Below are 22,512 nucleotides of genomic sequence, written 5' to 3' on the forward strand. Positions count from 1 at the left end.
TATAAATTAATAAATGCTGAAGGAGAAGTATTTTTTCTCGAGTTTCTTATAGGTGCCGTCGGCAATAATTTCAGCTAATGCTTTATCAATATTCTTTTTCAGATCGACATCTTCTTTACGTAAGCCGATTGCAGCGCCTACACCGAGTGTTTTGGCATCGACAACATTATTGCCCGCAAAAGCAAAGCCTTTACCTTTCGCCGATTTCAGGAACCCTGCATCGACCATAATCGCATCTTGTAATGTTGCATCTAGACGCCCAGAAACCATGTCTTGGTAAAGCACATCTTGGTTTGGATAAGGAACCACATTCACACCCTTAGGTGCCCAATAGGCTTTTGCATAGCCTTCTTGAATCGTACCTTGTTGTACACCCACACGTTTTCCTTTTAAAGATGCTGGTGTAGGGAGCAAAGGAGAACCTTTCTTTGCGACCATGCGGGTAGGCGTGTTGTAAATTTTATTACTAAATGCGATTTGTTTTGCGCGATCCGTAGTGACCGTCATTGAAGACAGGATACCGTCGAATTTCTTCGCTTTGAGTGCAGGAATCATCCCATCAAAGGAGTTTTCTACCCAGACACATTTAGCTTTTAATTTGGCACAAATGGCATTGCCCAAGTCGATGTCAAAACCGACCAGCTTATTGTCTGGTGTTTTATATTCAAAAGGTGCATACGCAGATTCTGTGCCAAAACGAATGGTTTTCCATTCTTTTGCTTGGACAGTACTGCTTAGTGCTACGGCTACGAATGTAGTGGAAAGTAGTAATTTTTTTTGCCAGTTTTTCATTTTAAATATAGCCATCCGTAAAAAATCAAATCTAAGAAATAAGACGAAGATAGAACTTACCCTACTGAGTACTTTTGAATAAAAGCAATATCTATACCAAGCTTTCGGCTCTTAGGAGATCGATGGATCTTGTCGCCATGAGAGATGAGGAAATAAGGGTATTTTTTCGGTTGGAATAATTTTTATCTGAGAACGTCCTGTTCATATGTTTTTATCATATGAAAAAATGAAGGTGAGACATAGTTGAAATATACCTGAAGTCTTGTGCGCTATGGCGTACAGAATTGATGATTTTTTAACAGTGGATCAATGTCTTACAAGACTATTTTTCAGTGCTGAATAGCTTATAAGTAAGCTGAAGTACTGTAATAGCTATGGAGCTGAAAACAAAAAAACCGAACGTTTAAGCTCGGCTTTTTGAATGACGCAACTTAAAGGAGTGGTATTAGCTTAGAGGAAGAAGCTCATCTTTTAAGTTCAGCATTTGCTGCATTTGGGCGCGAATTTTTCGCTCAGTTTTTCGTACATTATGTGCATTAATTCTTTTGCTCATAGCCCGGATTGGAATAAATAATTTCTCACCCATACCATCGACCAAGACAAATTCGGGCTTATTATTTCGCTGCTCTGTATACATAATTCCTGCGATGTTTACCTCACCGAAGATAATGTGTAAGTCGCAGCAAAGCTGAAAAAAGTCATCTAGAGCTTTGGCGTGTTTTTCCTCAAATTGATGTGATTTGCATAACTCAAATAAAGTCATACCTTCACCACTTGGGCAGACAATTTTTTCAGTCACAAAACCCAAGCCTACAGAAGTTTTCACAAAACCATAAGGCATTTCGACAGGAAAGCTAAAGATATTATTTTTATAATGATTTTTACATAGCTGTAGATATTGCAATAATTCACGGCGGAATTGGCGATAAACGCCTTGCGACATTCTACGTTTAAGTTTGCCATGTCCTTTCCAGCCACCATCTTCATCCACTCGATTTGGATTCATGACTTTGATGATTTTGTTTTCATCCTCAGGATGCTGAAACACCATTTTTGAACAGCCTTGTCCGATACATTGCAGTTCATCTAATTGATAAATCATACGGCCTTCTATCAGGAGATATACAAGAAAAGCATCATTAGAAATGTGACATTTCATGTGATTGAAATGACTATTTTACAAAAAAATAAATAAAATTTCATGAAACTTTAATATTTATGTTGTAGAGGGGGGATTAAAAAAGAACTTATAGGCTTGTATTGCAGTTATAACAAGGCATTGATCTAAAATGTGAAACATAAAAAAACCGAGCGATTAAGCTCGGTTTTTGAATCTGTAACAGATTAGATATCAGAAAGGTCGATACCTAAACGTGCAGCAACTTCTTCATAAGCTTCAACCACACCGCCTAAACCTTGGCGGAAACGGTCTTTGTCGAGCTTTTTCTTGGTTTCTTTGTCCCATAGACGACAACCGTCTGGAGAGAACTCATCACCAAGAACAATTCGGTCGTGGAATACACCAAACTCAAGTTTGAAGTCCACAAGTAGCATGCCACCTTGGTCAAATAAGTTTTTAAGCACTTCGTTTACTTGGTAAGTGAGGACTTTCATTTGCTCAAGTTGCTCAGCAGTTGCCCAACCTAAAGCAATCGCTTGAGACTCATTGACCATTGGGTCGCCAAGCGCATCATCTTTGAAGAATAATTCAAAAGTCGGCGGTGTTAATTCCTTGCCTTCTTCTACACCTAAGCGACGGCATAAAGAACCTGCTGCATAATTACGGATTACACATTCAACAGGGATCATGCTGAGTTTTTTCACTAGAACTTCAGTTGGAGAAAGAAGTTTTTCAAAGTGAGTCTCAATGCCAGCCGCAGCCAATTTATCCATGATAAAGGCGTTAAAACGGTTGTTCACCTTACCTTTACGATCTAGTTGTTCGATCTTTTCACCATTGAATGCCGAAGCATCATCACGAAAGACTAAAATCAGGTGGTCTGCACTGTCTGTTTCATAGACAGATTTCGCTTTACCAGTATAGAGCAAGGTTTGTTTTAACATGAGGGAACCTTTTTCAAAAAAAAATGCCTAGTACGACTAGGCTGGCCAATTTTGGTAAATCTGGGTTAACAATTCTGTGGCTTTTTCAGGCGCTGCAAAACTGTTATCGGCATTGAACACAGCAAGGTTGTTGCTGCTGCCGACCGCGGTCAGTCTTAACACATAGACCTGTTGATCGATTTTAATGGTTGCTTCATAACCATTTTTGCTTTGACCAACGATTTGATGGTTGAGGCTGCTAAGGGTGGCAAGCGTATATTGCCAAATTGTAGCAGAATTTCCCTCAATTTTGAGCAGCGGATTATTATTTCCGTCAATAATCAATTGAGGGTGACTCACAGCTGTATCAACTGTTTCCGTTGATTCGGCATTCGACATGACTTGAGCAGCTTGAGGGCGCGGCATTGCAAAACGGTTTCCGCGCTTATTTTCAAGTACAGGTGCGTGTTCAAGAGCGAGCGCTTCAACCGTTGGAGCTGGATACAACGGCGTTGCAGGTCGAACCATAGAGCCTTCAGGGTACTTAAGAGGTTCTAAGGTTGCTGTTTCTTTATAGTCCAAACTACCGTTATTGACTGCAAGGGAACTACAACCCGCTAAACTGACGACTGAAAGTGCGAGAGTAAGACCTAAACGTAATTGCATATTGATGTGCTCTTTATTTAATGACACCCGCCGTTGTGAGTGCTTCACGGAGCGGTGTGCGATATTGTTCTGCAAGTGGTGTTAATGGTAAACGAATACCCGTTTCGATTAACTCCATTTCATGAAGTGCCCATTTCACAGGAATTGGGTTTGATTCGCAAAATAGAATTTCGTGTAAATTTGCAACTTGGGTATTTAGGTTTTCTGCTTTTTCAGCTTCGCCTGCCAGTGCTGCCGCGCAAACATCGCTCATTTCTTTTGGGGCAACGTTCGCAGTCACAGAAATATTACCTTTTGCTCCCGACAGAATCAGTTGATAAGCCGTTGCATCATCACCTGAATAGACGGTCATCGCTTTGCCAGCAAGGCCTTCGAGCAGTGCTTGGCCACGAGGGACATCACCTGTGGCATCTTTAATGCCCACAATTTGAGGAATATCGGCCAAACGAATGACCGTTTCATTCGCCATATCGACACCTGTACGACCAGGTACGTTATACAGAATTTGAGGAAGATCAACAGCTTCAGCAATAGCTTTATAGTGCTGATATAAGCCTTCTTGAGTCGGTTTATTATAATAAGGGGTAACCAGAAGAGCAGCATCTGCACCGAGTTCTTTGGCTTCTTTCGTCAACTCGATGGCTTCACGCGTTGAATTCGCGCCAGTCCCCGCAATAATCGGGATGCGTTTGTTCGCGACACGAATGATTTCTTTAATCACTTGTGTATGCTCTTTCATGCTTAGAGTAGACGCTTCACCCGTTGTACCGACAGCAACAATGCTATTTGTGCCTTGTGCGATGTGCCACTCAACGAGCTTCTCTAGACCCTTCCAATCTACGCTGCCATCTTCAAACATAGGGGTGACGATTGCGACAATTGAGCCTTGGATGGTCTGTGCTTGCTGAGTCATTTTAAAAAAATATCCTATTTGTCCATCCAGTTAGGCCAGAAAAACATAAGATTGGATGGGTGCGTATTTTAATTTATAGCATTTTCAAAGCGCTGATGCATTGAATAATGCTTATGCAAATTATGAACGAACACAACATGAAGAACAATATGCTTTAGTCAAAGTGTATAAAAACTTTATCATTCGCTACAAAAATACAGCTTGTTCAAATGGTAGACAAAGAAATGCATCTTATTTTGCATCTGAAAAGAGCGTTTTGCATAACCTATGGCCATGGATTAACGCATTTAAAAAAAAAGAGACTCTTCATCTCAATCGAGCATTAGAAGCCGATCAAATTGAATATTGGGTTATAAACTTCTATAAACGTCAGGATTTTGCATGATTATACGAGTTCTCTAAGTATGTGTGACATCGTCCTTTTAACGTTATAGATTAATGCCTAGCATTTTGTTCTGTATTCTATTTTCGCTTCAATTTGCCGCAATATCCATTGCACTCAAGGCTGTGGTCATTTAATTTTGACCCGCGAGGATGAATACTGTTTTATAAATTAAGCTATGCTTGGCCTTCGAGCGCAGAACAAAAAGGACAGAGAAGAATGCAGAAGAATATGGCATTGATTGTGGTGGATGTACAAAATGGTTTTACGCCTGGTGGAAATTTGGCGGTAGCAGGATCAGATCAAATTATTCCTAAAATTAATCAGTTGGCTGATTATTTTGACACTATTATACTCACCCAAGATTGGCATCCCGAAAATCACATTTCTTTTGCAGACAATCACCCCGATCAACAAGCCTTTCAAACCATTGAATTGGACTATGGCACACAAGTACTCTGGCCACGTCACTGTGTACAAGGCACACAAGATGCTGAACTGCATCCTGATCTCGACCTTGCCAAAGCGCAGTTGATCATTCGTAAAGGATGTCATACTCACATTGATAGTTATTCTGCTTTTTTAGAAGCGGATCACAAAACCCAGACGGGACTCGCAGGCTATTTAAGAGAGCGTGGGATTGATACTGTGTTTATTGTTGGGATTGCAACTGACTTTTGTGTGGCATGGACGGCAATTGATGCCTGTAAACTCGGTTTTCAAACCTATGTGATTGCCGATGCCACCAAAGGCATTGATTTACATGGTTCTTTACAACATGCATGGCAAGAGATGCTGGCCCATGGTGTGAAACGTCTGTATTGCAAAGATATTGTGCAACAATATGCCGTGAACTGATGCGCTGAACCAATCGGCTCACCTCAATCACTAATATCGACATTATAAAAAACATGCAGTAGGGAAGGGTCATGGGCACTTTTTTAAAATTTACCGCTTGGATTCAAAAAACCTTTGCCCTGTGGGTGGTGTTATTTGCAGGCATTGCGCTCCTAAGCCCTGAAACTTTTGTCTGGATGAAGGCTTATATCACGTGGATGTTAGGGCTGATCATGTTTGGTATGGGCATGACCATGACACTGGAAGATTTTAAAGGGGTGATGCAAAGTCCTAAAGCGGTTGCAATTGGGGTAGCGGCTCAGTTTGTGGTGATGCCAAGCGTGGCTTATCTGCTGTGCTTATTATTTCGCTTGCCGACTGAAATTGCGATCGGGGTGATTTTGGTGGGTTGCTGCCCGGGTGGCACAGCATCTAATGTGATTACTTATATGGCGAAAGGCAATACGGCTTTGTCTGTCGCATGTACCACGGTATCGACCTTATTGGCGCCTGTGTTGACTCCCGCGATTTTCTATCTGTTGGCCAGCCAATGGATTGAAATTAATGCATGGTCGATGCTGAGTTCAATTTTGCAGGTGGTGCTGTTCCCGATTATTTTAGGGCTGGTGGTACGTGCCGTGCTGAAACACAAAGTTGAAAGCTATATTTCGGTGATGCCCTTAATTTCTGTAGTGGCGATTGTGCTGATTGTGGCGGCGATTATTGGCGGCTCAAAAGCACAAATTTTAGAATCAGGCTTATTGATTTTAGCTGTGGTGGCATTACATAACGCGATTGGTTATTTACTTGGCTTTGCAGCAGCACGGATGTTTCACTTGCCACATGCCGACTGTAAAGCGGTTTCGATTGAGGTCGGTATGCAAAACTCAGGACTAGGCGTGGCTTTGGCTGCCGTGCATTTTGCTGCTTCGCCAATTACGGCGGTACCCAGTGCGATCTTTAGTTTGTGGCATAACATTTCAGGGCCAATTTTAGCCAGTTATTGGGCCGCCAAAGCAGACGCCACAGCCAAGGAAAAAAGTGAAAAGGAACATATGTCGGTTTGAATACTGTACGCTGTTGCAGCTTTAAGCATAAAGTCAGGATGAATTTTCTATTTGGCATGAGGTTGTAACTAAACTGTCATAAAGACTACCTAACATCCCTGCCAAACACTTCATAACAGACTGTTGCAAACAGCATTGAGAGGGTATGGATAATTTTCAGCATTCATCGGCGACGTATTTTAACCGAGAGTTATCGTTATTTGAGTTTCATCAGCGGGTTTTAGCACAAGCATTAGATCCGAGTTTGCCAGTGCTGGAGCGTTTAACTTTTTTAATTATTTTTTCACGTAATTTAGATGAGTTTTTTGAAATTCGTATTGCGGGCTTGATGAAACAACGCGATATGAATGTGATAGCACGGACCCCTGATGCTGTTCCCACTGAAGTGATATTAGAAGACCTGTCCCAATCCATTCATCGTGCCGTCAAAAAACAGTTTGAAGTTTTAAATCATTCGATTTTGCCTGAGTTACAAGCGCAAGGTATTCAGTTCATCCAGTTCCAAGATATTTTAGAAAAACATAAAGCGTGGATTGCAGAATATTTTGCCAAAGAAATTCAACCCGTTTTGACCCCCATCAGCTTAGATCCGTCACACCCTTTTCCTCGCCTCGTGAATAAAAGTCTGAATTTCATTGTGAGTTTACAAGGTAAAGATGCTTTTGGACGAAGTATTGAGATGGCGATTGTCCCTGCACCGCGCTCATTACCGCGTTTAATTCAGATGCCGAAAAACGTGGCAGGCAATATCGACACGCAGATTTTTTTAACCGCAATGATTCAGCAGCACATCAGCGATCTGTTTCCGGGGATGAAAGCCACGGGCTGTTATGCTTTTCGTGTGACGCGTAATGCAGATCTGATATTATCGGAAGATGTTGATGATTTGGCGGTGGCACTTAAAGATGAGCTGTCTTCACGCCGTTTTGGTCGCGCGGTGCGTTTAGAAATCGAAGATGACTGCCCCGAAGCGGTGATTGATTATTTGCTCAAGGAGTTTGATTTAACTGAGCAGGAGCTTTATCGCATTGATGGGCCAATCAATCTTTCACGCCTCAGCACCAGTTGTGACCGACCTGAATTAAAGCATCCAGTTTTTATCCCAGTCATTCCCAAAGTTTTGCGTAAACAAAAAAGTACCTTTGATACCTTAAAAGCACAGGATGTGTTGTTGCATCATCCTTTTGATTCTTTTCAGCCTGTGATTGGTTTATTAAAAGAAGCAGCGAAAGACCCAAATGTGCTGGCAATTAAACAAACGCTCTACCGCAGTGGACCTGACTCGGAAATTGTACAGGTCTTGGCAGAAGCAGCACGAAATGGCAAGGAAGTCACAGCCGTGATTGAGTTGCGTGCGCGTTTTGATGAAGAGTCGAACATTACCGTGGCCAATATTTTGCAAGAAGCTGGAGCGGTGGTGGTGTATGGCATTGTTGGTTATAAAACCCATGCCAAAATGATTTTGATCGTACGCCGTGAAAATGCTCAGTTGGTCCGTTATGCCCATCTGGGCACAGGCAATTATCATGCGGGTAATGCGCGTATGTATACCGACTATGGGTTGATGACCACACAACCTGATATTTGTGAAGATGTACACCGTATGTTCCAAGAACTGACGGGGATGGGCAAAATGGCCAAGTTGAAGGCGTTGTTACATGCGCCTTTTACGTTACACAGTGAACTGTTAAAACTGATTGAGCAAGAAATTCAGTTTGCGCAAGCCGGTCAAAAGGCGCGTATCATCATTAAAGTCAATGCTTTAACGGAACCTCAGTTAATTGCCGCACTGTATCGTGCGTCACAAGCGGGGGTACAGGTCGATCTGATTATCCGTTCGATCTGTTGTTTGATTCCACAGGTCCAAGGCATGTCTGAGAATATTCGTGTGCGTTCGATTGTGGGCCGTTTTCTTGAACATACCCGTGTGTATTGTTTTGAGCATGGCGGTGAGAAAAAGCTGTACTGTGCCAGCGCAGACTGGATGGGACGTAATTTATTTTCGCGTGTTGAAACCTGCTTTCCAATATTAGATCGCGTTTTGAAAAAGCAGATTTATAAAGACGGATTAATCAGTTACTTAAATGATTGTTTGAATGCTTGGGAGCTACAAGCCGATGGTCATTGGCTTAAAGTGGCCTGTACCGATCCAGAGCAAAGGTATAGTGCGCAGCAACATTTGATTGCGCAGAAGCAACTTAAAATTTAACAATTGCCATAAAAAAGCCTGACATATGTCAGGCTTTTTTATGGTTGGACATCATTAAGAGGCTTTAGATTGTTTTGCTTTTAAAATTTCCGTTCTTAAGCTTTGTGCCAACTCTGCAGACTCCGCACCCATGCCATTGACCATAAAGGCATGGCGGGTCAAGACATTGGTTGGATTAGGTAAATTCACCAGTTGGTAACTTTCAGAAATGTCTTTCAATAATTCGTTGCTTAAATGTATGGCACTTTCTTTGGCAGACAACTGTTGGACCAAACGCTCAGCAGCTTGATTTGCAGACAGCTGCATCGCATCGACTGAGGTTGAAATGCCACAGCGCGTTTGCAAAACAAAGCGCTTTTCTTCGCGGTAACGTTTATATAAAACCTCAGATAGCAGTTGGAACACACTACTGATCATCATTAAACACGGCACTGCATTCGGCGTGTCTGTCGACATGCTGAGGGTGGCACCATGTTCATTAAAGGATTGAACTGTAGTGATGTCCGTGCTGTTGAGTTTGTAGTGTTTTAGACAAAGTTCTGTGCTTTTATTGAGGAAAATTTGACACAAATTAAAGTATGGAATAGACACGGTTGTATTCACCGAGTCCATCAACTGTTTCGGGTCATAAAATTGAATATTGAGCGCAACCGAATGATTATCCACGATCACAGGTTTCTGTTCTTTGGGCTTCGCACTGGTTTTGATTTGTTGTTGTGCTTGGGCAATCGCGACCGCCGTATGGTGTTTTTCCTGTTCAAGCGTTTGGGTTAAAACTTGAATTTCATGTTTTAAGCGGGATTCGTTATTGATCCGTGCCAAATATTCGGTACGGCTTGGGCGCGCAATGGCGCGATAAGCCAACCACAGTAAACCATGAATCGCTAAGGACAATAAAATCGCTAACCACTGAGTACGTAAAATCTCACCCATACTTGGTTTAATGAGCGTGATTTCAATGCTACCTACTTTCTTTTCATTTTGCAGCGCATCACGGACAAATACTTCACCATCACGTGTTCGAACTTGGCCACCTGTGGCCAAGACTTGATTGTTGGCATCCAAAATACGAATGGAAGCTACGCTTGGGTTGGTCGCATAGCGATCCACCAAAAGCGCAAGGGAAACCGTGTTGGCAGGCTCCAGCTCTGCAAGACTGTCTGTGACCAATTGAGAGGTCATCAGTTGGCCTTGGTTGGCACGGTTTTCATTCAGTTGATGAGTCGTTGCCAATACCAATAAAAAGGTATGTAAAGCAAAACTTACAATTAATAGGCTAGCAAATAGCCCTTGTCTAGGCGCATTCAACGTAAACTTCCAAAGAAAATATATTCAATTTCGATTATGATTCTAACAATAGTCGTAGCTCAGACCCGAGTCAATTCATGCGAGAAATCATTCTTATTTCATTTTTAGGACCAGACCAGCCGAATCAGTTCACTCGATTAATGCAGGTATTGTCCACTCATTCATTACAAATTTTAGATGTCGGACAAGCAGTTATTCATAACCAATTGACCTTAGGTATTGTTATTTCTTCAGATGACCAAACTGCAACAGCTTTGGCCATGAAGGAAATTCTAATTTTAGCACATGATATTGGTTTAACTGTACGTTTTAAACCAATCACTACAACTGAATATGACCAGTGGGTGAGTGAAGGTGGACGGACGCGTTATATCGTCACGGCTTTGGCGCCAGAGCTTGAAGCGTCTCACTTACAAGCAGTTACAAATATTGTGTCCAACCAAGGTTTCAACATCGAAACCGTGACCCGTCTGTCTGGTCGTCCAGTCTTAAATGGCGAAGTCGATGGGCCGAAACGCGCCTGTGTTCAATTCGGTTTAAGTGGTCAAATGCTGGATGCCGCAGCCATGCGTGCAGCTTGTTTACGTTTGTCACATGAACTAAATGTCGATGTAGCGGTACAAGAAGACAATGCCTACCGTCGTAACCGCCGTTTGGTGTGTTTTGACATGGACTCGACTTTAATCGAGCAAGAAGTGATTGATGAGTTGGCGATTGAAGCGGGTGTCGGCGCACAAGTCGCTGAAATCACCGAACGTGCAATGCAGGGTGAGCTAGATTTCCAGCAAAGCTTCCGTGCACGTGTCGCACTGCTCAAAGGGATGGATGCCTCTGTCCTACCTAAAATTGCAGAACGTCTGACCGTTACAGAAGGTGCTGAACGCTTAATTTCGACTTTAAAAGCGTTGGGCTACCGCACGGCTATCTTATCGGGTGGTTTTCAGTACTTTGCAGAGTATCTACAAGCCAAACTTGGTATTGATGAAGTCCATGCCAATGTCTTAGACGTTGAAAATGGGTTGGTGACGGGCGAAGTTAAAGGTCACATTGTCGATGGTGCGCGTAAGGCATTATTATTACGTGAGTTAGCCGATAAGATGGGCATTTCTCTTGAGCAGGCGATTGCAGTAGGAGATGGTGCGAACGATTTACCGATGTTGTCGATTGCTGGCCTAGGTGTAGCTTTCCGTGCGAAACCGCTGGTGAGACAAAACGCTAATCAAGCCATTTCAAGTGTCGGCTTAGATGGGGTGTTGTATTTATTGGGTGTGCACGATAAAGACTTAAATCGTGCTTAAAGCATCTCTGTGTTATTAAAAACGCAGCCTTTGAGCTGCGTTTTTTTGTTGCAAATTTAAGCGAAAAATGATGAGCGGTCAGTGAAAAATGTCGATAAAAACAACGATCAATAGAATTGGAAAAAATATTTTTAAGCGCTGAAAATACGGGTTTTATTTTGTAATGACACGCCAAGACTGAGCGCGTCTTTGTTTTGGAAAAGTTCAAATCTAAAAAAATGTAATGACAATATAATATGGCGACAAGGTATGTCGCATTATAAAAATACAAGCCTTTTTTTCTTTTCAAAACTGCTCATAATGCATGCATAGAGTTTGAAAGCTACACAATCCATTAATTTTAAACGGTATCGGGGATGAGTTCAGCACAGTGTATCAGTCGCCTGAATTTATCTTAGACGGAGGTTTTTATGGTAACAGCGAATTTAGCAACCATCGTTGGCTTAAGTTTAGTCGCCGCTGCGTTAATTGCTGTTTTCTTTTCGCCTTATCGTCGCTGGTTGAGTTTTATGGTGGCGGGTATGGTGTTTTGGGGAATCTTGGAAGTCATTCGCCTAGGTGTGCAAGCAGTGTTTGAAATGCCGATCACTTATAGCTACTTAACTGCTTTAACTTCAGCGATGCTTATTGTGACGATGTTGCTTCTACGTGAAGACCGTCGCGCAGAACGTGCTCTGGCGCAGCGCCGTTGTATTGAACATACACCTGTATATGAAGATGACCAACAGCAGTGTTCTAGCCGCTAAGTCATAACCTCATACCGTAAAAGAAGATGCCTAGAGCATCTTTTTTACGTTCTTACATGATTGTTATACAAAGCCTAGCGGTAAAAATGGCAACTTGTGGTAGCATTGAAAACAGTCAATTTATCAACAATTACAATAGGCTTTCATGTCATGAAACTATCTTCAATTCCTGTGGTTAAACTTCCATTGGTTGATGTCAGCACGGATCCGCTGGATTTAATGGTTACTGGTTTGGCACTTCGTATGAAACAGCTGGCGCGTACCAGTCCAAAATTTATTGAATTAGTTCATGAACGTCAGTTCCGTATTCAAATTGGTACGGATCTGGGTATGGCGCGTCAAATTATTGTGAACAATGGTCAGATTGATACCGTTTCAGGTGATGCCGAAAAAGCCGATTTTATTTTACAGTTTGCGGACAGTGAGCAGGGTGTGAAAACTTTAATCAAAGGTGACCCAACCGCATTTATGACGGGCATGCAAAACGGCAGCATTAAAATGGAAGGTGATTTTGGTCTCTTGGTTTGGTTTAACCAAGTTGCAAAATTGGTTCCACCCAAGCTACCAAAGCCTGTGAAAGCAAAAATTAAAGCCGCTCGCGCATTTTTAAAAGAAAAAACAGGTAAGTAAAAAGATTTTTTAAACGTCTCGATTTCGTCTCCTTTATAAAAGGCAGATTGAGAGTGATGAAATCGAAAAGCCCTCTATCGAGGGCTTTTTTATGCATGGTGTTTTTATTCGACTTCTAAATTGAAAGTCACGGGTCCATCATTGACCAAATGTACTTTCATGTCGGCAGCAAAAATACCGGTTTGCACATGCTCAAACTGGGTCTTGGCATATTCAACCAGTTGTTCGTATAAGGCTTGGGCATCATTTGGTGACATGGCTGGTCCAAAGTCAGGGCGTAAACCTTTTTGGGTGTGCGCCATTAAGGTGAATTGAGAAACTAGAAGAATCCCACCACCGGCTTGGCTGACATTCCAGCCCATTTTGCCTTGTTCGTCGTCAAAAAAACGATACTTTAAAATTTTATCGATCATTTTTTTGCCTTTGTCTAAAGTGTCTTCTTTCCCAAGACCTAAGAAAACCAAGATACCGTGTTGAATTTCGCCTGTGGTTTCACCATCGACCACCACTTTGGCTTCGAGAACGCGTTGTAATAAGGCCCGCATGACTGATTCTATCTACTATTTGATTGTGCAGACTGAAATTGTAGCAAACCAAGTGCCGCACAGGAGAGATATCGATTGAAAAAACAAGGCAATTGCGTTGATATTCATTGCAAGGTTTAAGGAAAAGAGCATAAGCTAAGAGCGATAACAGCAAAGACAGCAACAGTTGGATTCTGAATCAAGAGAAACAAGGATCTATCGAGTAATTGGTCGAATAGCAAGACCGAATTACCAAAACATGGCTATGCAGTTTAAAAAAATGTGCTTTAATGCAATAAGTTGCTAAAAACCGAAAATGATATGTCTGCCATCATCCAATCCTTATTAGATACTGATCTGTACAAATTTACGATGCTACAGGTGGTCCTGCATAAGTTTCCCCAAGCGCATAGTGTGTACCAGTTCCGTTGTCGCAATTTGGATGACACGGTCTATCCTTTGGTCGACATTCTTGATGATTTAAATCACCAATTAGATTTGCTCTGCCAATTACGTTTTCAAGACGATGAGCTGCAATACCTGCGTGGTTTGCGCTTTATCAAAAGTGATTTTGTCGATTATTTAGAGTTGTTTCAGCTCAAACGCCGTTTTATTGTGGCCAGTATCGATCACCAAGGCCGTTTAGACATTCGAATTGAAGGGCCGATGGTTCAAGCCATGATGTTTGAAATCTTTGTGCTTGCCATCGTCAACGAGTTGTATTTCAGCCGTATTCGAACTGATGAGGTGATGGCTGAAGGTGAACGTCGACTACAGGCTAAAGTGGCCTTATTAAAACACTATGAAACATCGCAAACGCCAAATGATCCCCCATTTTTAGTTTCTGATTTTGGTACACGGCGTCGCTATAGTTTGGCGTGGCAAAAACATGTGATTGAAGTGTTTAATCAAGCTGCACCGCATATTTTCCGTGGCACCAGCAATGTCTTAATTGCAAAGCAATTGGGTCTGACCCCGATTGGGACCATGGCACATGAATTCCTACAAGCATTCCAAGCGTTGGATGTACGTTTACGTAATTTCCAAAAATCAGCACTGGAAACCTGGGTACAAGAGTACCGTGGTGATTTAGGTATTGCTTTGACGGATGTGGTGGGGATGGATGCATTCCTGCGTGATTTTGACTTGTACTTTGCCAAATTGTTCGATGGCTTACGCCATGACAGTGGCGACCCGTATGAATGGGGCGATAAAGCCTATGCTCACTATAAAAAGTTGAAAATTGACAGTAAAACCAAAATGCTAACGTTTAGTGATGGACTCAATTTAGAGAAAGCATGGGATCTGCACAACTATTTCAAAGACCGTTTCCAAGTCAGTTTCGGAATTGGTACCAATTTGACCAATGATATGGGACAAACACCATTAAATATTGTGCTCAAACTGGTCGAATGTAATGGCCAGTCGGTTGCGAAAATCTCAGACAGTCCGGGTAAAACCATGACCGATAACGATACCTTTTTGGCGTATTTACGTCAGGTTTTTGAGATTGCTGAAGCAGAAACCAATTAATCCAGAATATATACCATGCCAGAATCCATTCTGGCATTGTTGTATTCAAAAACTGGCGAATAGTGATATCTATAATTCTGCTAAAAGAATGCAAAAAATCAGAATAATTGTAAAAATGAGTTGTGCTAAGATCAAAGCATGATCTGAAAACATACGAAATAATATGACACATTCTGCCTTTGATTTTGGCTTGTTGATAGACACAGAGCAGTTGATTCCGCATTTAGGGAATGACAAATTACGCATCGTCGATTTAAGCCGTGCTTCAGTCTATGACCAATTGCATATTCCACATGCTTTGCATTTAAAGCCGAAATTTTTGGTGCGCCAAGATGAACAAGCTACGGGATTACTTCCCGATGTAGAAGGTTTACAGGAACTGATTCGTTATCTGAATATTTCACCCGAGCATCATGTGGTGGTTTACGATGATGAAGGTGGCGCTTGGGCGGGGCGTTTGATTTGGAATTTACACTGCTTAGGTTTTGAAAATACCAGTCTGCTGAATGGTGGAATTCATGCATGGCTTGCAGCAGGACTTCCAACCACTTCTGAAGTGGAACAGTTTGAACCTGTCAGTGCTTTAGTACAGGTCGATCAAGCCAAAATACAGCAGTATCGAATTGAATATGCTGAGTTATTAGAGAAAGTTCAAAGCAGCCAAGTCCAACTCTGGGACTGCCGCACAGAAGACGAATATACCGGCCTGCGTCTTGCAGCGCGACGCGGCGGTCACATTCCAAATGCACTACATTTTGAATGGAGTACTGCCCTTAACCGTGAAAATCATTTAAGATTGCACCCTTTAGAACGCACGCAGCAACGCTTAGAACAATTGGGTTTTAACTTAAATGAACCTGTGGTGGTGTACTGTCAGTCACATCACCGTTCAGGACTGGCTTATATTTTAGGTCGTTTATTGGGTTGGAATATTCAGGCGTATGACGGTGCGTGGAGTGAATGGGGCAACCGCCTCGACAGTCCTATCATTACCGGAGAGATGCCGTCTTGAGCCTCACATCACGCTTAAAAAAACAAATTTTCATTCAAGCTCAACGTGTTGTACCCCAACATCAGTTATCACGTGTCGTGGGCAGAGTCGCAGCCAGCGAAAATCCGATTGTGAAAAATGCGGTCATCACTGCGTTTAAAGCGCAGTATGGCATTGATATGTCGATTGCTGAGCAGAGCAATGCACTGAAGTTTAAGTCCTTTAATGAATTCTTTACCCGTGCATTAAAAGAGGGTGTACGTGATATTGATACCGATGCGACCAGTATTGTATCGCCTGCGGATGGTGCGATTTCACAGTTGGGTCCAATTGTGGAAGGTGATATTTTCCAAGCCAAAGGGCAAAAATTCACCGTTGATAACTTAATTGCAGATCCGCAGTTGGCTGAACCGTTTAAAAATGGTCAGTTTGCAACGGTGTATTTATCGCCTAAAGATTATCACCGTGTGCATATGCCATTTGCAGGCACATTGACGGAAACCTTATATGTGCCGGGTGAATTGTTCTCTGTCAATCAAACCACTGCTGAAAACATTCCAGGCTTGTTTGCCCGAAATGAACGTATGGTCTGTTTATTTGATACAGAAATCGGCCGTATGGCCGTAGTTCTCGTTGGCGCCATGATTGTGGCGGGGATTGAAACTGTTGCAACAGGAAAAGTGAAGCCTACTGGCCGTTTAGAATTAAATCAGCATAATTTATTCTTGGACAAAGGAGCTGAACTGGGTCGCTTTTACTTAGGCTCAACCGCTGTGGTACTGTTTGAAAAAGACAAAATGACGTGGGATGCAGCCTTTAAAGCCAACTCGACTGTGGTGATGGGTGAAGTGATGGGACATACAGTTTAATCGTTTCAGCTCTCGGTCACCGTCCTTGTTAAAGGGACGGTGAGAGACAAAAAAGCACCGATATCGGTGCTTTTTTCATGCTTTTGAAGAAAGGTTTATTCAGGATTATAGGTGCGTTCTTTGGGGAAAATCACTTTAAAAATAGAGCCTTGATTTTCTTTGGATTCAATTTCTAAATGTGCTTGGTGCTGCATTAATACGTGTTTCACAATTGCGAGTCCTAAGCCTGTGCCACCCGTTTGTCGACTGCGCGCGCTGTCAACACGGTAGAAGCGTTCGGTTAAACGGGGCAGGTGCTTAGGATCAATGCCTATACCAGTATCTTCCACAGTAAAATAAGCCTGTTCACCATTGTCATGCCAACCCATGGTCACCGTTCCACCTTTCGGCGTGTATTTGATGGCATTGGTAATCAGATTACTAAAAGCGCTGGCTAACTCCATATCTGAACCGATTAAGTCGCAGTGACTGTCGATATCGAGATTGAGCGTATGCCCATAATCAATATTATAGGCATGCGCATCGTCATAAAGTTGGTTCATTAAGCTAGGCATATCAATGATTTGATTTTTAGCAATTTGCTTGTCATTTTCTAGGCGTGACAGTAATAGCAAATCATTCACCAAGGCATTCATGCGTTTGGCCTGTGCCTGCATTTGGTCAAAGGCCCGCTTCCAACGTGGGTTGAGATCTTCTTGGTCTGTAAAGGTTTCAATATAACCACTGAGTACTGTGAGCGGTGTGCGTAGTTCATGTGAAATGTTATCGACAAAGTCTTTACGCATTTGTTCGAGATTATGCATACGGGTCACGTCATAGGCGACTAGTAAGCGACTTTCACCCCCAAATCGGGTCATTTTGACTTGAACATAATGTTCATCAAAACTGGATGACTTCATTTTTAAGCCATCTGGTGCCGCATCAATATTATTGTAATAATCCACAAAACTCGGTTGGCGTAATAAAGTCAAAATATTACGGCCACGGTCATTTTGTTCGATGCCTAATAATCGTTCTGCGGCAGGGTTCCACCATTCAATTTGTTGCATGTCATCGATCAGCACCACGGCTTCTTGCAAAGCGACCAATGATGACTGTGCCCGATCAATCAACCCGACCATTTCCGCTTGTACAATCCGTTCTTGGCGCTGTGCACGATAAACATTGAACAATAATGCCCCCCAAATGCCCCCAAGGTTGGGTGGAACTTCGTAGGGACGATTGGAAATCCAGTCATTGACCAAATACAAAGAGCGCATTTGCAGAATGAAAAAAACGGCAAAGGCAAAGGAGATACACGTCCAAAAATAACCAACGCCAAAACCAATCAAGCTTGCAATCAGCAAGAAAAAGGCAAGGAGACGTAAGTCCTGTTTGGCAAAGCCCCATAAACTGCTGTATCGCGTTTTTTTATGCTCGCGCGCAAGTTCAGGGACCGGGTAGGGTTCATACATAAAACAAAATTAACCTAGGGCGATATCCGCACGTGTAGAGAATCGATAGCCTGTACCGCGAACTGTTTGCACAAAGCGATCTGCCGCATAAGGCTCAAGCACTTTACGTAAACGGCGAATATGCACGTCGATGGTACGGTCTTCAATATACACGTTTCCACCCCAGACTTGGTCAAGAAGTTGTGCACGGGTGTAGGCACGCTCAGGATGAGTCATGAAGAAGGCCAGTAAACGATACTCGGTTGGTCCCATGTCGAGGAAATTATTGCCAAAGCTGACCCGTTGGCTGACAGGGTCTAAGATTAAGCCATTGGCATCAATCGATTTTTCACCGCTGAGCGCATTAGCGCGGCGTAAAACGGCTTTAATGCGTGAAACCAATTCACGGGTCGAAAACGGTTTAGTCATGTAGTCATCTGCACCAGCGTCCAGACCTTGTACTTTATGGTCTTCTTCACCACGTGCCGTGAGCATAATGACTGGAATTTCAGAGAGATTTTCATCGCGCTTGAGACGGCGACATAAGTCTACGCCACTGACGCCACCAGGCATCATCCAGTCGAGCAAGATCAAAGCAGGGCGCTGATCCACAATCATTTGGTGGGCTTGTTTTGCATCTTCTGCTTGTAAGCATTGAAAGCCTGCCATATCCAACGAGGTGTGAATCATTTCTCGAATGGGAAGTTCATCATCGACGATTAAAATGTAGTCATCTTTCACAACGCAATATCCTATTGTAGGTAACGGCAGGCCGTTTTAATTTTATGACAGGCTTATTACAAAGATTAATTATGACAGTATCATTGCAAAAAACAGACGATTGATGAAATTTGCAAAAAAATGTGACAAAAAATCGTCATATTGGGATTCAAAATTAATGGAAGTTTAATCTAAATTGCATTCGGAAATGCCGATTGCATCCAAATGAAAAGTCTTAGACATCCAATTTTGCCCGTGTATTCGGGTCTGAAAAGGTTTCTAGGAGTGAAATAAACACAATACGGCTGGAGGATAAAACTTCTTCAAAGGATTGTTTAAACCCACTAACCACCCAACGGATCGCAATTTGTGTGACATAGCCATTGAGACCTGTGGCGACCAGCGAAATTTCTCGTTCGGACCGGTTAATTTGCGGCATCATTAGCATCACAAAGGCCTGAATCATTCGGTCAAAACGGGTCATGGTTTCATGAATGGTGGCTTGGTTATGTAATTCTTGGACCAACATTGCATCGATATAAATAATACGCGCCATGCGGGGATTATCTTTTAAGGTGGTGAGCAGGGCACGCAGTCCAGCATCAATCATTTTGTGTGGATCTGAAGAGGCTTGCATAATGGCTTGCATGACATTGTGCTGTAACTCATCAATCAGCTTTAAAAAAATGGTTTGAAACAGTTGCTCACTTTTTTTAAACGATTCATAAAAATAACGTTCAGTAAGTTTGGCTTCATTACAAATATCTTTCACCGTCACGGCAAAAAAGCCGTGAGTGCCGTAGGCTTCAATTCCTGCTTCAATGAGTTTTTCACGACGCAGCTGTTTACGTTCAGAAAGCGATAAGCCTTTGAATTGTCTTTCTTTAATTTTATTGTTGTCGCTGTTTTTTTGTACTGGTTCAGATGCCGTCATCAGATTTCATCGCCCTATTTTAAAGCCAAGGTTTTGTATAGTTTAGCAATAAACCATGACTCTACCTATGCGTAGGCTTTAATCACTATCTGGTTTTCATGGACTTGACACTTTTGGCTATTAAATTTATGACAATTGATATTGTCAATTATAAAAAAAGTATCTACAGTCGATGTACAAAGATAAAGGACAACCACAATCTCATGAAGAATTTTAAAAATAAAGTTGCAGCCATTACAGGCGCTGGGTCGGGTATTGGCCAACAATTGGCACTTTTATTGGCCAAGGCGGGCTGTCATGTGTCATTGAGTGATGTCAATGAGCAAGGTTTAGCGAAAACAGTTGAACTGCTACAAGGCAGCAATGTACGCGTCACCACGAAAAAATTAGACGTCTCAGACCGTTTAGCGATGCAAGCGTGGGCTGAAGAAACTGTACAAAATCATGGTTCTGTAAATATGATTTTTAATAATGCTGGCGTTGCTTTGGGTTCAACCGTAGAAGGTGCATCCTATGAAGAGCTGGAATGGATCGTGGGGATTAATTTCTGGGGTGTGGTCTATGGCACCAAAGAGTTTTTGCCTTATATTAAGAAAACAGGCGATGGGCATATCATCAATATTTCCAGCTTATTTGGCCTAACCGCTCAACCGACTCAGTCTGCTTACAATGCCACTAAGTTTGCGGTGCGTGGCTTTACCGAGTCATTACGCCAAGAGTTAGATATGGAAAACTCTGGCGTGAGCGCGTTGTGCGTGCATCCGGGTGGGATTCGAACCAATATTGCCAATGCTGCCAAAGTGAATGACAGCTTGCGTAGCATCGGGATGAACCCTGAGAAATCTGCGCAGACCTTTAATAAATTATTACGCTGTCCACCCGAAGAAGCGGCACGTCAAATTTTAGAGGCGGTACAAAAAGACAAGCGTCGTTTATTGATTGGTAATGATGCGAAAACGCTAGATTTGATTCAGCGTATCTTACCGACGGGCTACCAAAAAGTGACGGCTTTTGCGACCAAATTAAGCCAAAGAAAGTCTTAATGTTGTGATGTAAAAAAACCCGCTTTGGCGGGTTTTTTTATACTTTATTTTAAAGAGTGTCATGATCAAAAAACTGTTTTATTAAATATCCGTTTAACTTTAAATGAGCGTTTCAATGGTCTTTTTCTTCCAAACAAATTGATAATAAAGCCCCTGCATAATGCATAAGCTGACAAAGGCTAGCGCATAAGCATACCAAATCCCTTGCAGTCCCCACCATTCACTAAATAAGTAGGCACAGGGCACTTCAATCGCAATAATCGCAATGATATTGATGATCATGGGCATGGTGACTGTACCGCTGGCCCGCATAATGGAGGCAAAAATGGCACTTGCACCAAAGAATAAAATGGACCACAGAACAATAAACAACAGCTGTTGCCCTAACTCAACGACTGCATGGTCCGTGATAAAAAGTGCCATGAGGTATTTGGAGAAGAGGTAGGCCAAAACCACCAAAGAGCCCGTAATGATAATGTTCATGCCGAGCGCGGTACGTGTGACTTTGGCCAATAACTCGGACTTGCCTGCGCCAATGGCTTGTGCACCAAAAATCGATGCAGCAATGGCAATCGACAGGGCGGGGAATTGAATATAATTCAGAACCTGATTGACCGCACCATAGGCTGCGGTCGCATCGGCCCCATGGCGGTTGACTAGGCCCACAATCACAAGACCCGCAACCGAGGTGGTGATCATTTGAACGCCTGTTGGAACCCCTAAGCGGAGAATGATTTTACTCAGCTGGCGGTCAAAGCGAATATGACGTAGCAGTTGTGCATCAAGCCTGAGTGGGTGCTGTTTATAGTTCAAATAGAAATACAAAAAGGTCAGCACAGAAACAAAGCCTAAAATGGTCGCAATGGCAGGTGCAACAATCCCCAGTTTGGGAAAGCCAAAATAACCCGCAATCAGAACTGGCGTGACACAAAGCCCAATCAAGATGGTCATGCCAGAAGCAATCAGAGGTGTCGTGCTGTCTCCGACACCGCGTAAAATTGAGGTATAAATAATATATACAAACAGTAGGGGACTACCTGCCAACATCCATTGCACATAAGGTAGCGAGAGATGCATAACATCTTCATCGATACCCAAAGCCGATAAAATTGGTCGCGCAAAAATCACCCCTAAAAATGCAATAAAACTGCCACCAATGAGGGTCATAAAAATAGTGGAGCCGACTACCGCACGGACTTTTTCAATATTCTGTGCGCCCCATGCTTGACCAACCAAGACGGTAGAACCCGCAGATAGCCCAATTACGAAGGCCATTAAGCAAAATAGGATGGGGAAGAACACTGCAACCGCTGCAATCGCCTGCACACCCATCATCTGTCCGACAAAGATGGTATTAATTGTACCCGACAGATTTTGCAGAATATTGGTGGCAATCAAAGGCATCAGGAAAATAAAAAAGGCTTTCCATAGCTTTTGTTGTTGCACCAATGGGGGGTGTGCTGACATAAGTCATCCTGAGGTTATTTTTATTACATTTCTAAGGCTTACCCTAGCATAGTTCGGTGCTGAAAAGCCGATGTATTTCAGTAAGCGAAGCCTGTTCTTGTGCAAAA

22 protein-coding genes are annotated in these 22,512 nt (G+C 42.6%); 11 read left to right on the top strand and 11 right to left on the bottom strand.

Annotated elements, in window-relative coordinates; genetic code table 11:
• Nucleotides 1–6: 6 nt before the first annotated feature.
• The 5 genes from ACSC9N_RS00365 to dapA form a co-directional block, all read right to left on the bottom strand.
• Nucleotides 7–792: an ABC transporter substrate-binding protein gene (locus ACSC9N_RS00365; protein ID WP_004691819.1), complete on the bottom strand. Its 786-nt coding sequence runs from the start codon at nt 790–792 to the stop codon at nt 7–9.
• A gap of 445 nt (nt 793–1,237) precedes the next feature.
• The gene (locus ACSC9N_RS00370; protein ID WP_159152755.1) at nt 1,238–1,894 is read right to left on the bottom strand and encodes a YrbL family protein; all 657 of its coding nucleotides are present in this window, start codon (nt 1,892–1,894) and stop codon (nt 1,238–1,240) included.
• A gap of 242 nt (nt 1,895–2,136) precedes the next feature.
• Complete coding sequence (gene purC / locus ACSC9N_RS00375) at nt 2,137–2,856, bottom strand: phosphoribosylaminoimidazolesuccinocarboxamide synthase (protein WP_004691818.1); 720 nt, start codon at nt 2,854–2,856, stop codon at nt 2,137–2,139.
• Nucleotides 2,857–2,892: 36 nt separating this feature from the next.
• The gene (locus tag ACSC9N_RS00380; protein ID WP_159152754.1) at nt 2,893–3,501 is read right to left on the bottom strand and encodes a lipoprotein-34 precursor (NlpB); all 609 of its coding nucleotides are present in this window, start codon (nt 3,499–3,501) and stop codon (nt 2,893–2,895) included.
• Between the two features lie 13 nt (nt 3,502–3,514).
• Nucleotides 3,515–4,414: a 4-hydroxy-tetrahydrodipicolinate synthase gene (gene dapA / locus ACSC9N_RS00385; RefSeq protein ID WP_004691815.1), complete on the bottom strand. Its 900-nt coding sequence runs from the start codon at nt 4,412–4,414 to the stop codon at nt 3,515–3,517.
• Between the two features lie 100 nt (nt 4,415–4,514).
• Here dapA and ACSC9N_RS00390 point away from each other — a divergent pair, with 100 nt between their 5' ends.
• The 4 genes from ACSC9N_RS00390 to ppk1 all read left to right on the top strand — a co-directional run bounded on the left by ACSC9N_RS00390 (nt 4,515) and on the right by ppk1 (nt 8,909).
• Nucleotides 4,515–4,799, top strand: coding sequence for a hypothetical protein (locus tag ACSC9N_RS00390; RefSeq protein WP_063454370.1), 285 nt, complete (start codon nt 4,515–4,517; stop codon nt 4,797–4,799).
• Between the two features lie 216 nt (nt 4,800–5,015).
• Entirely contained in the window at nt 5,016–5,654 is a 639-nt protein-coding gene (pncA, locus tag ACSC9N_RS00395) for a bifunctional nicotinamidase/pyrazinamidase (protein ID WP_063454371.1), read from the top strand.
• Between the two features lie 71 nt (nt 5,655–5,725).
• Nucleotides 5,726–6,700, top strand: a complete 975-nt coding sequence (locus ACSC9N_RS00400) for a bile acid:sodium symporter family protein (protein WP_063454372.1) — start codon at nt 5,726–5,728, stop codon at nt 6,698–6,700.
• A 145-nt stretch (nt 6,701–6,845) separates the two neighbouring features.
• Nucleotides 6,846–8,909, top strand: coding sequence for a polyphosphate kinase 1 (ppk1, locus tag ACSC9N_RS00405; protein WP_063454373.1), 2,064 nt, complete (start codon nt 6,846–6,848; stop codon nt 8,907–8,909).
• Nucleotides 8,910–8,963: 54 nt separating this feature from the next.
• Here the strand turns inward: ppk1 and ACSC9N_RS00410 are convergent, their stop codons facing one another.
• Nucleotides 8,964–10,217 (bottom strand): hypothetical protein, encoded by a 1,254-nt coding sequence (locus ACSC9N_RS00410; RefSeq protein WP_062031846.1) that lies wholly within the window; start codon nt 10,215–10,217, stop codon nt 8,964–8,966.
• A gap of 77 nt (nt 10,218–10,294) precedes the next feature.
• Here ACSC9N_RS00410 and serB point away from each other — a divergent pair, with 77 nt between their 5' ends.
• From serB to ACSC9N_RS00425, 3 genes are all read left to right on the top strand, one after another.
• Complete coding sequence (gene serB, locus ACSC9N_RS00415) at nt 10,295–11,515, top strand: phosphoserine phosphatase SerB (RefSeq protein ID WP_063454374.1); 1,221 nt, start codon at nt 10,295–10,297, stop codon at nt 11,513–11,515.
• Between the two features lie 410 nt (nt 11,516–11,925).
• Complete coding sequence (aciT, locus tag ACSC9N_RS00420; RefSeq protein WP_004691806.1) at nt 11,926–12,261, top strand: ciprofloxacin tolerance protein AciT; 336 nt, start codon at nt 11,926–11,928, stop codon at nt 12,259–12,261.
• A 150-nt stretch (nt 12,262–12,411) separates the two neighbouring features.
• Nucleotides 12,412–12,891: an SCP2 sterol-binding domain-containing protein gene (locus ACSC9N_RS00425; RefSeq protein ID WP_004691804.1), complete on the top strand. Its 480-nt coding sequence runs from the start codon at nt 12,412–12,414 to the stop codon at nt 12,889–12,891.
• Nucleotides 12,892–12,995: 104 nt separating this feature from the next.
• Here ACSC9N_RS00425 and dtd read toward each other — a convergent pair whose 3' ends face one another.
• On the bottom strand, nt 12,996–13,436 hold the full coding sequence (gene dtd / locus ACSC9N_RS00430) for a D-aminoacyl-tRNA deacylase (protein WP_148825294.1): 441 nt from the start codon (nt 13,434–13,436) through the stop codon (nt 12,996–12,998).
• Between the two features lie 300 nt (nt 13,437–13,736).
• Here dtd and pncB point away from each other — a divergent pair, with 300 nt between their 5' ends.
• From pncB to asd, 3 genes are all read left to right on the top strand, one after another.
• Nucleotides 13,737–14,948, top strand: a complete 1,212-nt coding sequence (gene pncB / locus ACSC9N_RS00435) for a nicotinate phosphoribosyltransferase (RefSeq protein ID WP_184117890.1) — start codon at nt 13,737–13,739, stop codon at nt 14,946–14,948.
• A gap of 163 nt (nt 14,949–15,111) precedes the next feature.
• Nucleotides 15,112–15,960 carry a sulfurtransferase gene (locus tag ACSC9N_RS00440; protein ID WP_184117891.1) on the top strand — a complete coding sequence of 283 codons (849 nt, stop codon included), beginning with the start codon at nt 15,112–15,114 and terminating at the stop codon, nt 15,958–15,960.
• Nucleotides 15,957–16,808: an archaetidylserine decarboxylase gene (asd, locus tag ACSC9N_RS00445; protein ID WP_234963304.1), complete on the top strand. Its 852-nt coding sequence runs from the start codon at nt 15,957–15,959 to the stop codon at nt 16,806–16,808. Before ACSC9N_RS00440 ends, asd begins: the two co-directional genes overlap by 4 nt.
• Nucleotides 16,809–16,903: 95 nt before the next feature.
• Here asd and phoR read toward each other — a convergent pair whose 3' ends face one another.
• From phoR to ACSC9N_RS00460, 3 genes are all read right to left on the bottom strand, one after another.
• A complete protein-coding gene (gene phoR / locus ACSC9N_RS00450) occupies nt 16,904–18,262 on the bottom strand; it encodes a phosphate regulon sensor histidine kinase PhoR (RefSeq protein ID WP_004691795.1) in 1,359 nt (452 codons plus the stop codon).
• A 9-nt stretch (nt 18,263–18,271) separates the two neighbouring features.
• The gene (gene phoB, locus ACSC9N_RS00455) at nt 18,272–18,982 is read right to left on the bottom strand and encodes a phosphate regulon transcriptional regulator PhoB (protein ID WP_004691794.1); all 711 of its coding nucleotides are present in this window, start codon (nt 18,980–18,982) and stop codon (nt 18,272–18,274) included.
• Nucleotides 18,983–19,196: 214 nt separating this feature from the next.
• Nucleotides 19,197–19,895, bottom strand: a complete 699-nt coding sequence (locus tag ACSC9N_RS00460; protein ID WP_062031860.1) for a TetR/AcrR family transcriptional regulator — start codon at nt 19,893–19,895, stop codon at nt 19,197–19,199.
• Between the two features lie 203 nt (nt 19,896–20,098).
• Between ACSC9N_RS00460 and ACSC9N_RS00465 the strand changes: the two genes are divergently transcribed.
• Complete coding sequence (locus tag ACSC9N_RS00465; protein ID WP_005401472.1) at nt 20,099–20,938, top strand: SDR family NAD(P)-dependent oxidoreductase; 840 nt, start codon at nt 20,099–20,101, stop codon at nt 20,936–20,938.
• Between the two features lie 99 nt (nt 20,939–21,037).
• Here ACSC9N_RS00465 and ACSC9N_RS00470 read toward each other — a convergent pair whose 3' ends face one another.
• Nucleotides 21,038–22,405: an MATE family efflux transporter gene (locus tag ACSC9N_RS00470; protein WP_395474984.1), complete on the bottom strand. Its 1,368-nt coding sequence runs from the start codon at nt 22,403–22,405 to the stop codon at nt 21,038–21,040.
• Nucleotides 22,406–22,512: the final 107 nt, after the last annotated feature.

The organism is Acinetobacter sp. PC34 (assembly GCF_051789135.1).
Taxonomy (GTDB): Bacteria; Pseudomonadota; Gammaproteobacteria; order Pseudomonadales; family Moraxellaceae; genus Acinetobacter; species Acinetobacter johnsonii.

Excerpts from the sequence above, each read along its gene's own strand:
- ACSC9N_RS00365 (WP_004691819.1), bottom strand. The coding sequence starts at position 792 with ATGAAAAACTGGCAAAAAAAATTACTACTTTCCACTACATTCGTAGCC.
- ACSC9N_RS00370 (WP_159152755.1), bottom strand. The coding sequence starts at position 1,894 with ATGATTTATCAATTAGATGAACTGCAATGTATCGGACAAGGCTGTTCA.
- purC (WP_004691818.1), bottom strand. The coding sequence starts at position 2,856 with ATGTTAAAACAAACCTTGCTCTATACTGGTAAAGCGAAATCTGTCTAT.
- ACSC9N_RS00380 (WP_159152754.1), bottom strand. The coding sequence starts at position 3,501 with ATGCAATTACGTTTAGGTCTTACTCTCGCACTTTCAGTCGTCAGTTTA.
- dapA (WP_004691815.1), bottom strand. The coding sequence starts at position 4,414 with ATGACTCAGCAAGCACAGACCATCCAAGGCTCAATTGTCGCAATCGTC.
- pncA (WP_063454371.1), top strand. The coding sequence starts at position 5,016 with ATGCAGAAGAATATGGCATTGATTGTGGTGGATGTACAAAATGGTTTT.
- ACSC9N_RS00400 (WP_063454372.1), top strand. The coding sequence starts at position 5,726 with ATGGGCACTTTTTTAAAATTTACCGCTTGGATTCAAAAAACCTTTGCC.
- ppk1 (WP_063454373.1), top strand. The coding sequence starts at position 6,846 with ATGGATAATTTTCAGCATTCATCGGCGACGTATTTTAACCGAGAGTTA.
- serB (WP_063454374.1), top strand. The coding sequence starts at position 10,295 with ATGCGAGAAATCATTCTTATTTCATTTTTAGGACCAGACCAGCCGAAT.
- aciT (WP_004691806.1), top strand. The coding sequence starts at position 11,926 with ATGGTAACAGCGAATTTAGCAACCATCGTTGGCTTAAGTTTAGTCGCC.
- ACSC9N_RS00425 (WP_004691804.1), top strand. The coding sequence starts at position 12,412 with ATGAAACTATCTTCAATTCCTGTGGTTAAACTTCCATTGGTTGATGTC.
- dtd (WP_148825294.1), bottom strand. The coding sequence starts at position 13,436 with ATGCGGGCCTTATTACAACGCGTTCTCGAAGCCAAAGTGGTGGTCGAT.
- pncB (WP_184117890.1), top strand. The coding sequence starts at position 13,737 with ATGTCTGCCATCATCCAATCCTTATTAGATACTGATCTGTACAAATTT.
- ACSC9N_RS00440 (WP_184117891.1), top strand. The coding sequence starts at position 15,112 with ATGACACATTCTGCCTTTGATTTTGGCTTGTTGATAGACACAGAGCAG.
- phoR (WP_004691795.1), bottom strand. The coding sequence starts at position 18,262 with ATGTATGAACCCTACCCGGTCCCTGAACTTGCGCGCGAGCATAAAAAA.
- ACSC9N_RS00460 (WP_062031860.1), bottom strand. The coding sequence starts at position 19,895 with ATGACGGCATCTGAACCAGTACAAAAAAACAGCGACAACAATAAAATT.
- ACSC9N_RS00465 (WP_005401472.1), top strand. The coding sequence starts at position 20,099 with ATGAAGAATTTTAAAAATAAAGTTGCAGCCATTACAGGCGCTGGGTCG.
- ACSC9N_RS00470 (WP_395474984.1), bottom strand. The coding sequence starts at position 22,405 with ATGTCAGCACACCCCCCATTGGTGCAACAACAAAAGCTATGGAAAGCC.